We start from the raw sequence: 12,601 nt of genomic DNA on the forward strand, positions 1-12,601 counted from the left end.
GCCAAGCCGGTTCGCAGTGGGTAGACTCGTTAAAGAACACTGTCCATTAACCTTTGGTCACCATCCGGGACCGAGTGTTCGTCACGGACATCAAGGAGATCCTGCATGAAACGCCTTCTTCCCGTTTTGGCCATCGGCATCCTCACCCTGGCCGGCTGTGCCAACACCGCCCCCTATTCGGGCAACGTCTACAGCGGCAATCAGGCCAAGTCGGCCCAGACCGTGACCTTCGGGACCATCACCGCCCTGCGCCAGGTGCAGATCCAGGCCGACAGCCGCGCCGGCGGCCTGCTCGGCTCCGGCGGCGGTGCCGTGATCGGCGGCCTGCTCGGCAACCAGGTGGGCGGTGGCAGCGGACGCCAGCTGGCCACCGTGGCCGGCGCCATCGGCGGCGCCGTGGCCGGCACCAAGGTCGAGGAGTCGACCAACCGCATCACGGCCTGGGAAATGGAGATCCGCCAAGACAACGGCCGGAACGTGGTCGTGGTCCAGAAGGCGGACCAGAACTTCCAGGTCGGCCAGCGCGTCCGCCTGATCGGCAGCGGCAGCAGCGTCAGCGTGGCCCCCTACTGAGAGTGATGCTGGTCGCCTCGGCAGCATGGGCGGCCGTCAATGAACAAGGCCCGCGGAGCGATCCGCGGGCCTTCCTCGTTGCGTTCTTGTTGCGTTGGTGACATCCGGCGTCGCCGGGACATCCTCAGTGCAGGTCGACCTTGTTCATGGCCCAGCCGGCCAGCTTGGTGGCGACCAGCGCCACCAGGCCAATCACGATCACGGTGAAGAGCATGTCCACGGGCCGCACGATGAAAGTGGCACCCAGAACTGCCAGGGCCGGACACCATACCCAGCGATCATCCTCGCTGCGCAGCACGGCAGGCAGCAGCTTGTCGAGGATACCGCTGACGGAAGCCTCCCAGCGTTTGAGGAAGAGATACAGGAACACGGCGAAGGCGATCAGCCAGATCAGGGTCAAGGTCATGGCACTCTCCATGGAAGGGTCGATAGGAGGGAATCGGGAAAACGGACTCAGGCAAGGGTATCCCTGCCGGGTAGGCCACGCAACCGTCCGAAAGTCCCCCGACCCGGGACCGCAAAGGCGTGAATGCGGCTCAGGCTCGGCCCTCACATCCTGAATTTCCTCCATGCCCCTGACAGTCGCTTGACTGCCGCGTTACCATGTCGTGCTACATGCACTCACCGAAAGGTTCATCAATGCAGATTGCGCAGAATTCCGTTGTCGCGTTCCACTACACCCTGACCAACGATGCAGGTGAAGTGCTGGACAGCTCGGAAGGCCGCGAGCCGCTGACCTATCTCCACGGCGCCGGCAACATCATTCCGGGCCTCGAGAAGCAGCTGGAAGGTCGCGCCTCCGGCGACAAGCTCCAGGCCAAGGTTGCCCCGGAAGAAGGCTACGGCGAGGTCCAGCCTCAGCTCGTGCAGGAAGTGCCGCGTGACGCCTTCCAGGGCGTCGACAGCGTCGAGCCGGGCATGCAGTTCCAGGCCCAGACCCAGGGCGGCCCGCTGATGGTCACCGTGACCAAGGTCGAGGGCGACACGGTCACCGTCGACGGCAACCATCCGCTCGCCGGCCAGTCCCTGAACTTCGACGTGGAAATCGCCGAGGTCCGCGAGGCCAGCGAGGAAGAGGTCGAGCACGGCCACGTGCACGGCGAGGGCGGCCACGAGCACTGAACGTACGCGGTGACCGCACCGGCTGCCGAGAGGCGATACCGGGATCACGAAGGGGCAGCCATGGGCTGCCCCTTCGTCGTTCAGGGAGGCGATCGTTTCGGGCGCTCCTGCTCGAAGGCCCGCAAGGTGCGATGACCGCCCCACAGTCGGGTGGCGGTAGTCACCAGGCAGGCCCCGCCGAAGACCATCGCCAGCAGCGCGAAGTGGGCGGGGAACAGGCAGAAGAGCACGAAGGCCAGTACGGTCTCCGTGCCCTCGGTCAGGCCATGCAGGTAGTAGAAGGCCTTCTGCTGGAAGCGCGGCCGCTCGAGGCCGTGGCGGGTGGCCATGATGGCGAAGGCCAGGAAGGAGGTCCCGGTGCCGATGAAGGCGAACAGCAGGAAGGACGCCGCCAGGGCATTGGCCGCCGGGTCGGCCAAGGCGAAGCCCAGCACCACCGCCGCGTAGAAGACGAAGTCAAGGCCGATGTCGAGGAAGCCCCCGGCGTCGCTCGCCTCCCCCGTCAGCCTGGCGAGCGCGCCGTCCAGCCCGTCGCCGAGGCGATTGAGCAGGATGACCACCAGCGCCGGCAGGTACCAGCCGAGAGCCAGCAGCGGCAGGGCCAGCATCCCCACCAGGAAGGCGGCGACCGTCACCTGATCGGGGCGCACCCTGAGCGTCGCGAGACCGCGGGCCAGGGTCGACAGCGGGCCCTGGGTCAGCGGCATGGTCCAGCGGTCGAGCATGCTAGTTTCCTGCCTCGTCGGTCCCGTCGCCACCCCGACGCCAGGCGAAATAGCGCGCCAGCCAGCCCAGCAGGCGCTCCGGCTTGTGGGCATTCTTCCAGACCCCGGCCGTGGCCTTGACCGCCTCGCTGTGGGTCGGATAGGGATGGATGGTGCCCAGCAGCTTGTTGAGCCCGATGCCGCGGGTCATCGCCAGGGTGAACTCGGCCAGCATCTCCCCCGCCCCCTGGCCGACGATGGTGGCCCCGAGAATCCGGTCACGGCCGGGCACGGTCAACACTTTCACGAAGCCGCGGGTACTGCCCTCGGCAATGGCGCGATCCAGCTCGCTCAAGGCGTAGCGCGTGACCTCGACCTCGACGCCTGCATTGAGGGCCTCCCGCTCGTTGAGCCCGACCCGCGCCACCTCGGGGTCGGTAAAGGTGACCGCCGGCAGGGCTCTATAGCTCACCCGGAACCGTTTGAGCTCGCCGAACAGCGCATTCACCGTGGCATGCCAGGCCTGATGGGCGCTGGCGTGGGTCAGCTGGTAGGGTCCCGCCACGTCGCCGCAGGCCCAGACATTGGGCAGCACGCTCTGCAGGGATTCGTCCACGGCCAGGGTGCCGTCGGGCCGGGTCTCGACACCGAGGGCCTCGAGGCCCATTCCCTCGACGTTGGCCTGGCGTCCTACCGCGACCAGCAGGTGGGAGAAGGGCAGCCGCTCGATCACCGGTTCGCCCTGGGCGTCGCGCCGCTCGACCTCCAGGGCATGGCCACCGCCCTCCTCGGCCACCAACCGCAGCGCCCGAGTGGCGAGATGGACGGCCAGGCCCTCCTCGCCCAGCCGGGCCTCGACCTCGCTGGCCACCTCCCGGTCTTCACGAGGCAGCAACTGGCCGCCCATCTCCACCATCGCCACCCGGCTGCCCAGCCGGGCGAAGCTCTGGCCCAGCTCGCAGCCGATCGGACCACCGCCCAGCACTACCAGGCGCTCGGGGAGGGTCTCGAGCCGCCAGAGGTTGTCGGAGGTGAGCACCTCGATCTCCTCCAGGCCGGGCAGCGGCGGCACGCGCGGCCGTGCCCCGCTGGCGATGATCACATGGCGCGTGGTCAGTACCCGCTCGCCGTCGGCGTCGCGGATACGCACTCGCCAGGGATCCTCAAGCACGGCATCACCGGCGATCACCTCCACGCCCAGCCCCTCGTAGCGCTCGCGACTGTCGTGGGGCTCCACCTCGCGGATGGCGCGGTGGACATGGCCCATCACGGCGGCAAAGTCCACCTCGGGCGCCCCGGCGCTGACCCCGTAACGCGGGGCCTCGCGGATCTCGCTGGCGACCCGCGCGGCCCGGATCAGCGCCTTGGAGGGGACGCAGCCGGTGTTGAGGCAGTCCCCGCCCAGGCGGTCGCGCTCCACCAGCGCCACCCGGGCCTTCACCGCCGCGGCGATGTAGCTGGCGACCAGCCCGGCCGATCCGCCGCCGATCACCACGATGTCCTGGTCGAAGTGTCGCGGGCGGTCGAAGCGGCGGGCCAGTTGGCGCCGCTTGCCGATGGCCACCAGGGCACGGGCCAGCCAGGGAAAGAGGCCAATCAGCACGAAGGAACCGATCAGCCCCGGGGAGAGGACCCCGGAGAGCGACTCCAGGTTGCCGAGTTCGCGCCCCGCGTTCACGTACACCGCCGTGCCCGGCAGCATGCCGACCTGGCTGACCCAGTAGAAGGTCCGCAACCGCATGCGGGTGAGCCCCATCACCAGGTTGATGACGAAGAAGGGGAAGAGCGGGATGAGTCGCAGGGTGAAGAGATAGAAGGCCCCCTCGCGCTCGATGCCGGCGTTGATGCGGGCGAGCTGCGTGGCAAAGCGCCGCTCCAGCGGTGCGCGCGCCAGGGTGCGGGCGATCAGCGCGGCCAGCGTGGCACCGAGGGTGCTGGCGAAGGAGATCAGCAGCAGCCCCCAGCCGAAACCGAACAACGCCCCGCCGAGCAGGGTCAGCAGGGTCGCCCCGGGCAGCGAGACGGCGGTGATCGCCACATAGATCAGGAAGAAGCCGCCGGCGACGGTCAGCGGTTCCGCGGCCAGCCAGGCCTGGAAGCGATCCTGCTCGGCCTGCAGGTTGTCGAGGGTCAGGGCCTGATTGGCGCCGCTGAGGAAGTAGGCCGCGACCAGCAGGGCGATCACGGCCGCGAGTATCAGGCGTCGTCGTGTCAAGGGGGGACTCCCGTAGGTAAATGATGAAGGTCACCGCATCCGCGGACGTTGAAGACGCCCCTCTGTCGTGGTGGAGGGAAGAAACTTACGCGGAAGCGCCCCTGGTGTCCTGAAAGGAAATGGATCGATATGGAACCCAATGTCATCACTTCTCTCCAACCTATCATCCCTGTCCCGTGGAGCCATACGATGAGCCTGCTGCCCTTCCCTGCCTTTCGCCGCCTGACCCTGCTTGCCCTGCCGACCGTGCTTGCCATCGCCGGCACCGCCCAGGCCGATGAAGAGACCGCGAGTGCCGTCTTCGCCGGCGGCTGCTTCTGGTGCATGGAGGAAGCCTATGACCAGGTCGAGGGGGTGCTGGAGACCACGTCCGGCTACAGCGGCGGTCGCACCGAGGACCCGACCTACGAGCAGGTAACGGCAGGCGGCACCGGCCACGCCGAAGTGGTCAAGGTCGACTACGACCCCGACCGGGTGGACTACGAGACCCTGCTGCACGTGTTCTGGCGCAACATCGATCCCTTCGCCGAGGACCGCCAGTTCTGCGACAAGGGCGCCTCCTACCGCAGTGCCATCTTCCCCCTGGACGCGGAGCAGCGCGCGCTGGCCGAGGCCAGCCGGGACGCCGTCGCCGAGCGCTTCGACGAGCCCATCGCCACCGAGATCAACGACTTCGAGGCCTTCTACCCGGCCGAGGCGTATCACCAGGACTACTACCTCGAGAACCCGGTGCGCTATCGCTTCTACAAGTCGGCCTGCGGCCGGGTCGAGCGGCTCGAGGAGGTCTGGGGGGACGAGGCCGGCGCCAGCGCGGCGTCCTGATCCTCGCGGCGTTCGCGCCGCCACAGCCAGGCGGCCAGCCCCAGGGTCACCGCCAGCATCAGCCAGGAGGCCAGCGCCACGCCGTTCCAACCGGCGGCCCGCCAGAACGGCTCCAGCCAGAAGCCCCCCAGGCTGGCGCCGCTGTAGTAGAACACCAGGTAGAGGGCGGAGGCGCTGCCCCGCGCCGAGCCAGCCCGACGCCCTACCCAGCTCGAGGCCATGGAGTGGGCCAGGAAGAAGCCGAAGGCGTTGAGGGTCAGCCCGGCGATGATCCAGCCGAGCGACCCGGCCAGGGTCACGGCCGTGCCGCCGATCAGGATCAGGATCCCCAGCATCATGCACACCGGCTGAGACCAGCGGGCGGCGAGCCGGCCGGAGAGCGAGGAGCCCAGGGTACCCCCCAGGTAGGTCAGGAAGATCAACCCGAGCACCCGAGTCCCCAGCCCGAAGGGGGCATCGGCCAGCCGGAAGGTGATGTAGCTGTACTGATTGATGAAGATCAGGAAGTTGAGCCCGCCGAGCAGGTAGGCGCCGAACAGCAGCGGGTTGCGAAGGTGTCCGCCGAGGTCGGCCAGGGCCCCGCGCAGCTCGAAGCGCCTCGGCGTGAAGGCAGGGGCAGCGGGCAGCAGCTTCCAGAACAGCACCAGCCCGACCAGCGTCATCGCCCCCACCACCAGGAAGCTCGCCGGTGCCCCGCCGACCTCGGCCACGGCGCCGCCCACCACCCGGCCACTGATGCCGCCCAGCGAGTTGGCGCCGATATAGAGCCCCACCGCCGAGAGCAGGGCCGGGCGCTCGAACTCGTCGCCCATCCAGGCGATCGCCACCGCCGGCAGCCCGCCCAGCACGAAGCCCTGCAGGGCGCGCATCGCCAGCAGCGTCTCGAAGTTCGGCGCGAAGGCCAGTCCCAGCGAGAGCAGCCCGGCCGCCAGCAGGGTCAGGCGCATGATGGCGCCCCGGCCTATGGCATCCGAGAGCGGGCCGAAGACCAGCAGCGAGGCGGCCAGCGCCAGCGTGGCGACCGACATCACCAGGCTGACCCCCAGGGTCGAGACCTCGAAGGTCCCGCGCAGCGCCGGCAACAGCGGCTGTGGGGCATAGAGGTTGATGAAGACCAGAAAGGAGCCCAGGCACAGGGCCAGGGTCGCGCGCCACCAGGCGCGGGTATGTGCGGCGATCATGGCGTCCTCCGACTTGGCAGGCCATGATCCACCGGCGAGAATGATAAGCCAAACAGAATATCCAGATCATCATCATCTGGCTTGCTTATGACTCGAATCCCGGAGCACCGATGAGCCTGCCCTTCGACCTGCGCACCCTCAGGGTCTTCCTGGCCGTGGCCGACCAGGGGGGCTTCACGGCCGCCGCCCGGGCCCTCCACGTGGCGCAGTCGGCGGTCAGCCAAACCATCGCCGGCCTGGAGAAGCGCCTGGAGCTGCCGCTCTTCCACCGCCACGAGCGACGCATCGCCCTGACCCCGGAGGGCGAGGCCCTCCTCCCCCACGCCCGGGCGCTGCTCGAACGCGCCGAGGCCGCGCACCTGGCCATGCGCGAGCTGCACGGCCTGGTCAAGGGCGAGGTGCGCATCGGCATCCCCTCGATGCTCGGCTCCTACTACTTCCCCCCGCTGCTGATGGGCTTCAAGGCCCGCCACCCCGGCATCCGCCTGACCGTGGTGGAGGCCGGTGCACGCCGCCTGCAACGCATGATCGCCGACGGCGAGCTGGACCTGGGCGTTGTGATCGACGACGACAGCAGCCGTCACCTGGAGCGGCGCCGCCTGGTACGCGAGGAGATGGTGGTCTGCGTGCCGCGGGAGCACCCCTTCGCCCGGCGCTCGAGCGTCTCCGCCGAGGCCTTCTTCGGCGAGACCCTGGTGCTGTTCCAGGATGGCTACTTCCATCGGGAGTTCGTCGATGCCCTGGCGCGCGCGACCGGCACCACGGCCGATATCGCCTTCCAGTCGAACCTGATACCGCTGACCAAGGCGATCGTCCGCCAGGGCTTCGGCATCACCACCTTCCTGCGCCGGGTGGTGGAGGAGCCGGAGCTTCAGGCGGTCTCCTTCGACCCGCCTGCCTGGCTGGACCTGTCGCTGGCCTGGGGACGCGGCGCCTACCTGTCGCGGGCCGAGCAGGCCTTCCTGGACTTCGTGATGGCCCACCGCGAGGTGCTCTAGCCGAGTCAGCCCTCGCCGGTCTCGCCCAGGCGCCGGGCCAGCAGAGTCGGCTCCAGGGTGCGCCTCGCCTGCCAGAAGTGACGCCGCCAGAAACGATTGTCTAGCTCGGAGATCATCACGCCCCGGGAGGTGGAAGCGTGCAGGAAGCGGCCCTCGCCGACATAGATGCCCACATGGCGGTAGACGCCGGGAGGACGGAAGAACACCAGGTCACCGGGGCGCAGGGCATCACGCTCGACCTCGAGGCCGGCCCGCACCTGCTCCTCGGTGGTGCGCGGCAGGTCGAAGCGGAAGGTGTCGCTGAAGACGTTCTGCACCAGGGCCGAGCAATCGATTCCGCGGAAGGAGCTGCCGCCCAGTCGGTAGGGCGTGCCGGCCCAGCGCTCGTGCTGGGCCAGCAGGGCCCGGCGGATCAGCGTCGGGGGCGGGTTGTGCAGGCCGCGGGCTTCCAGGATGGGATTGTCCACGGGCGACATCAGCGGGTCGGCGGGCATTCCCGGCAGATCCCGGGCGAAGTAGGCGCCAACGGCCTCCTCCCCGATGCCACTCGGCGCGGCACAGCCGACCAGCAGCGCCAGCGATACCCCCATGGCGGTGATGCGACACACGCGTTTGACCAGCATCCTGCGACGACCTCGTTCCCTGAGCCGCACCCGGCCCGACGACGCCCTGCGTCTCCCGGCTCCGGATGGTGTCGCTGTGGCAGTGCTGCCGGAAACAGGCCCGGTGCACTGCCAGAGCGGCCTGTCGGCGGCTCGCTGCCTGGCAAAGGCTCCCGACAGGAGGAGCCATGTCATCAATCTCGGTGACTATAAACCATACTTTATTATCAAGGCGAGCGGTTAGTGGAGGGTACGGCTGTCGCCCGGCAGCGTATCGATATGCAGCGGCGCCCAGTGGCGCGGCCGTGCCCCGGGAAAGTCGAGGCTGGCCCAGGCCCCCGACAGCGGCGGCGCCCCCGAGAGCCAGGCCACCAGCGCCTGGCGGAAGCCTGCCAGGAAGCTCTCGCGCTCCGGGGTCTCGCCCATGAAGAACGAGAAGCCGGCGTGCAGCCCGCGGGCATACTCCTCCCAGCCCGCGTAGTGCTCGCCGGCCAGCCCATGGGCACGCTCGAGCAGGCCCTGGAACGCCCCCTCGCCGAGCCACCCCAGCTGACGGCCGGCAATGGCCAGGTCCACGGCCTGGGCGATGTCCCAGGCCGCCAGGTCGACCTCGTTGCAGCCGTCCTCGTTGTCCCTGACCCGCTGCAGGCGGAGCAGGTGAGCCCCCTCCTCCTCGCTGCACTCCCCGCTCTCGAGAGTGGCGATCTCGGAGGCCAGCCGACCGTGGTTGAGCGTGTAGGGGGCGTAGTTGATCTGGTACTCTTGGCGATCGCCGACCTCGATCAGGTACTCGAGGAACTCGTCCAGCTCCGCCTCCCCGTGAAGGGCATAATGCCCATCGACCCAGTCGCGGATGGCCGCGCACTCGCGCTCGCTCTCCGGCTGCGGCAGGCTCCAGGCCGGGCTGTTGAGTGGCCCGACCAGCGCCATGGCGGTGAAGTGGACAAGCGTCGGTCGCGGCCCGGGCTCGAGCCAGGCCCCGGCGCGCCAGTCGAGCCAGTGGAAGAGGCTCCCGGGGTCCTCCAGATGCCAGCGGATCTCGGCGACCATCGGGGGCTGTTCGGGCTCGGGCAACAGGCTCTCCCAGTGGGCCCAGGCCTGAAGGAGGCGACGGGCGTCGGGGTAGAAGCGGCACAGCGAGCCCTGCAGGGCCTCGGCCAGGCGGGCCAGGCGAGTCGCGTCGAAGTCCCCGCTGTCCATGGCCATCTGCAGATGAAAGGCGAACTTCTCGGCCATGTGGATGGTGGCGGCGTGACGGCTCGCCTGCCTGAGGGCATCGCGGCTCGCCAGCTCGTCCGGGACCGGGTGGCCGAAGGGCGTCTCGGCCGGCGGCAGGGCGCCATGGGCGGCATCGGCCGCCAGCTGGTTGAGATGGTGGGCCTGGGCCGGCAGCCAGTAGCGGGAGAGCGCCTCGACGCCCTCGTCGGCATGCAGGTCGAGGGTCTCGACCAGGTAGCGGCGCGCCTCCTCGCGTCGCGCGACCGGCAGCTCGGGCACTGGCCCCTGGCGGGCGGCGAACTCGGGCTCGCGCACCGCGGCCAGCGCCAGCGTCCAGTGGCGGGCATCGCCACGCCAGGCCCGCAGGGCGACGCGCGAAGCCTCGATGAGCTCCTCCGTCACCAGCCCCTGCAGGGCCGGGCGCCAGGGACTCACCGGCGAGTGCAGCAGCAGCGCCCAGTCCGCCTGGAGGGCGGGCAGCAGGTTGCGCCCCTCGAATAGGCTGCGCCCTCGCTGGTAGGCCCGTGCCAAGGCCGCCCAGTCGCTATAGCGCCGCAGCGCCAGGTCGGCGCCGTGGACGGCGAAGTCGCGGGCCTCTCGCGTTTCGAGCCAGCCCAGGCAGGCGCCGGCCCAGGCCAGGTCGATCAGCCGCAGCCAGTCCCACGCGGCCCACTCCAGCGGTTCCCCCTGGTCGAGGAAACCCAGCAGCACCCGACCGTAGTCGCGCTCGCCCCCCGCCAGCGTCTCCCGCCACTGCCGGCGCACCTCGGCGTCAGCCTCGAGCAGTCGTCCAGCATCCAGGTCCCAGGCCTGACGGTCGCCCTGGGAGGCCAGCCACAGCAGGCTGCGCACCAGGTCCTCGCGGCTGCGGATCTGCCAGGCCTCCTCCAGCCAGACCGACAGCCCCTGCCAGTCGTGGGGTCCGGCGGGCAGCTCGACGACCGGCGAGAAGGCGGCGCGCAGCCGCCAGACCTGATCTTCGGGGGCCGTCGGCCAGAGCGCGGGCGGTGTGGCATGGGTGGCCAGCCACTCCTGCAGCATGTCCCAGGTCACGCCAGCCCCGTCGTGCTCCAGGGCCGAGAGGGCCTCGCAGGCCTCGAAAAAGCCGTCATCGCCTCGCACCCAGCCCTCGGCGCTGCGGGCATGCAGCAGCCCCTGCAGCCAGGCATCGAGGCTCGAGTGATGGGCGCTGACCTCCTCGGCCAGCCGCTGGGCCCAGGCCCGCGCGCGCGCCTCGCCGAGCCAGCCCGCGGCGCCGCCCAGGGCAGTGACCTCCAGGCCGGCCAGGAGCCTGGCCGGGTCGACGCCGGCACCGCCGGTGCCCAGGGACTCCAGCAGGCACCAGCCCAGCTCACCGCGGTCGACCACCCCGAGGGCTGCCAGCCGCTCGACGGCCGCCTCGGCCTCCGCCGTCAGGGGATCGGGCGTGAAGGCCCAGTCACACAGCACCAGCTGCTGGGCCCACCAGGCATTCAAGGGATCGACCAAGGCTCACCTCGCGATAAATCCGGAACAGAAACGTGCCGCGCCGCGAACCGCGGCGAGTCGGCGCCATAGTGTAGCGGAAAGCGTTGCCGGCGCCGATGGCCGAGTGGCCACCGGCCGTGAAAAACGGGCGGTGCCGGGGCTTGGCGACTTGTTTTAAATAATGCACACTCGTCCAACAAGATGATCAACCCCGACGAGGAGTCCCCATGTCCGCGGAACCCCAGCTGCTGATCGACAAGGCCTATGTGGCCGGCCAGTGGCGCGAAGGCGCACGCCGCTTCGCCGTGACCAACCCCGCCACCGGCGAGACCCTGGCCGAGGTCCCGGACCTCGACGCCGAGGTGGCCCGCGAGGCCGTGACCGCCGCGGCAGACGCCTGGCCGGCCTGGAAGCGGCGCACCGCCAAGGAGCGCGCCACCCTATTGCGCGCCTGGTTCGACGCCATCATGGCCAACCAGGAAGCCCTGGCGCGGCTGATGACCCTGGAACAGGGCAAGCCGCTGGCCGAGGCCCGCGGCGAGGTGGCCTATGGTGCCTCCTTCGTGGAGTACTACGCCGAGGAGGCCAAGCGCGTCGCCGGCGAAACCCTGCCGAGCCACGGCGTGGACAAGCGCATCCTGGTGTTCCGTGAACCGATCGGCGTGGTGGCGGCGATCACCCCCTGGAACTTCCCGCTGGCGATGATCACCCGCAAGTGCGCCCCGGCCCTGGCCGCCGGCTGCCCGGTGGTGATCAAGCCCGCCGAGGCCACCCCGCTCACCGCCCTGGCCCTGGTGAAGCTCGCCGAGGAGGTCGGCATCCCGGCCGGAGTGATCAACGTCGTCACCGCCTCACGGCCGGCCGAGATCGGCGAGGTGCTGACCACCGATCCGCGGGTGCGCAAGATCTCCTTCACCGGCTCCACCCCCGTGGGCAAGCGGCTGCTGGCCCAGTGCGCCGGCACCGTCAAGAAGGCCTCCATGGAGCTGGGGGGCAACGCCCCCTTCATCGTCTTCGACGACGCCGACCTGGATGCCGCCGTCGAGGGGGCGGTGGCCTCCAAGTACCGCAACTCCGGGCAGACCTGCGTCTGCACCAACCGCCTGCTGGTCCAGGCGGGGGTCTACGAGGCCTTCCTGGAGAAGCTGGCCGCCCGAGTGGCCCGGCTCGAGGTCGGCAACGGCCTCGACGAGGGCGTGGTGCAGGGCCCGCTGATCAACGCCGCCGCCGTGGAGAAGGTGCAGAGCCACGTGCGCGACGCCCTGGACAAGGGCGGGCGGCTGGTCTGCGGCGGCGAGCCCCACGCGCTGGGCGGTACCTTCTTCCAGCCCACGATCATCGCCGACGTGACCCCCGAGATGAAGGTGGCCACCGAGGAGACCTTCGGGCCCCTGGCGCCGGTGTTTCGCTTCGAGACCGAGGAAGAGGCCATCGCCATGGCCAATGCCACCGAGTTCGGCCTCGCCGCCTACTTCTATGCCCGCGACTATCGTCGTATCTGGCATGTCATGGAAGGGCTGGAATATGGCATGGTGGCAGTCAACGAAGGCATTCTCTCCACCGAGCTGGCGCCCTTCGGTGGGGTCAAGGAGTCAGGGCTGGGACGCGAAGGGTCGCGCCACGGCCTGGATGAGTACACTGAACTAAAATACGTCTGTGTCGGCGGCCTGTGATCGCCCGCAACGTCTTACCAAGGAGG

At 69.5% G+C, this 12,601-nt stretch carries 11 protein-coding genes; 5 read left to right on the top strand and 6 right to left on the bottom strand.

Features of this window, described 5'->3' with window-relative positions; all coding sequences use genetic code 11:
* Positions 1-105: 105 nt before the first annotated feature.
* Positions 106-573 (top strand): outer membrane lipoprotein, encoded by a 468-nt coding sequence (locus QLQ86_RS19290; RefSeq protein WP_282737019.1) that lies wholly within the window; start codon positions 106-108, stop codon positions 571-573.
* A gap of 124 nt (positions 574-697) precedes the next feature.
* On the opposite strand, the gene QLQ86_RS19295 is transcribed toward QLQ86_RS19290, so the two are convergent.
* On the bottom strand, positions 698-979 hold the full coding sequence (locus tag QLQ86_RS19295; RefSeq protein WP_282737018.1) for a hypothetical protein: 282 nt from the start codon (positions 977-979) through the stop codon (positions 698-700).
* Between the two features lie 233 nt (positions 980-1,212).
* Between QLQ86_RS19295 and QLQ86_RS19300 the strand changes: the two genes are divergently transcribed.
* The gene (locus QLQ86_RS19300; protein ID WP_282818087.1) at positions 1,213-1,695 is read left to right on the top strand and encodes an FKBP-type peptidyl-prolyl cis-trans isomerase; all 483 of its coding nucleotides are present in this window, start codon (positions 1,213-1,215) and stop codon (positions 1,693-1,695) included.
* 80 nt (positions 1,696-1,775) lie between these two features.
* On the opposite strand, the gene QLQ86_RS19305 is transcribed toward QLQ86_RS19300, so the two are convergent.
* Together QLQ86_RS19305 and QLQ86_RS19310 are read right to left on the bottom strand one after the other, a co-directional pair.
* A complete protein-coding gene (locus QLQ86_RS19305; protein ID WP_282737016.1) occupies positions 1,776-2,420 on the bottom strand; it encodes a CDP-alcohol phosphatidyltransferase family protein in 645 nt (214 codons plus the stop codon).
* Between the two features lies 1 nt (position 2,421).
* Positions 2,422-4,614 (bottom strand): FAD-dependent oxidoreductase, encoded by a 2,193-nt coding sequence (locus QLQ86_RS19310; protein ID WP_282818088.1) that lies wholly within the window; start codon positions 4,612-4,614, stop codon positions 2,422-2,424.
* A 189-nt stretch (positions 4,615-4,803) separates the two neighbouring features.
* Between QLQ86_RS19310 and msrA the strand changes: the two genes are divergently transcribed.
* Positions 4,804-5,436, top strand: a complete 633-nt coding sequence (gene msrA / locus QLQ86_RS19315; RefSeq protein ID WP_282737014.1) for a peptide-methionine (S)-S-oxide reductase MsrA — start codon at positions 4,804-4,806, stop codon at positions 5,434-5,436.
* On the opposite strand, the gene QLQ86_RS19320 is transcribed toward msrA, so the two are convergent.
* Entirely contained in the window at positions 5,358-6,617 is a 1,260-nt protein-coding gene (locus QLQ86_RS19320) for an MFS transporter (RefSeq protein WP_282737013.1), read from the bottom strand. The genes msrA and QLQ86_RS19320 overlap by 79 nt on opposite strands.
* A 110-nt stretch (positions 6,618-6,727) precedes the next feature.
* On the opposite strand from QLQ86_RS19320, the gene QLQ86_RS19325 reads away from it, so the two are divergent.
* Positions 6,728-7,615: a LysR family transcriptional regulator gene (locus QLQ86_RS19325; protein ID WP_282818089.1), complete on the top strand. Its 888-nt coding sequence runs from the start codon at positions 6,728-6,730 to the stop codon at positions 7,613-7,615.
* Between the two features lie 5 nt (positions 7,616-7,620).
* Here QLQ86_RS19325 and QLQ86_RS19330 read toward each other — a convergent pair whose 3' ends face one another.
* Both QLQ86_RS19330 and QLQ86_RS19335 read right to left on the bottom strand, forming a co-directional pair.
* Complete coding sequence (locus tag QLQ86_RS19330; RefSeq protein WP_282737011.1) at positions 7,621-8,238, bottom strand: NlpC/P60 family protein; 618 nt, start codon at positions 8,236-8,238, stop codon at positions 7,621-7,623.
* A 219-nt stretch (positions 8,239-8,457) separates the two neighbouring features.
* Positions 8,458-10,923 (bottom strand): DUF1266 domain-containing protein, encoded by a 2,466-nt coding sequence (locus QLQ86_RS19335; RefSeq protein WP_282818090.1) that lies wholly within the window; start codon positions 10,921-10,923, stop codon positions 8,458-8,460.
* 206 nt (positions 10,924-11,129) lie between these two features.
* Between QLQ86_RS19335 and QLQ86_RS19340 the strand changes: the two genes are divergently transcribed.
* Complete coding sequence (locus QLQ86_RS19340; protein WP_282818091.1) at positions 11,130-12,575, top strand: NAD-dependent succinate-semialdehyde dehydrogenase; 1,446 nt, start codon at positions 11,130-11,132, stop codon at positions 12,573-12,575.
* Positions 12,576-12,601: the final 26 nt, after the last annotated feature.

The organism is Halomonas rhizosphaerae (assembly GCF_030012485.1).
Lineage (GTDB): Bacteria > Pseudomonadota > Gammaproteobacteria > Pseudomonadales > Halomonadaceae > Halomonas > Halomonas rhizosphaerae.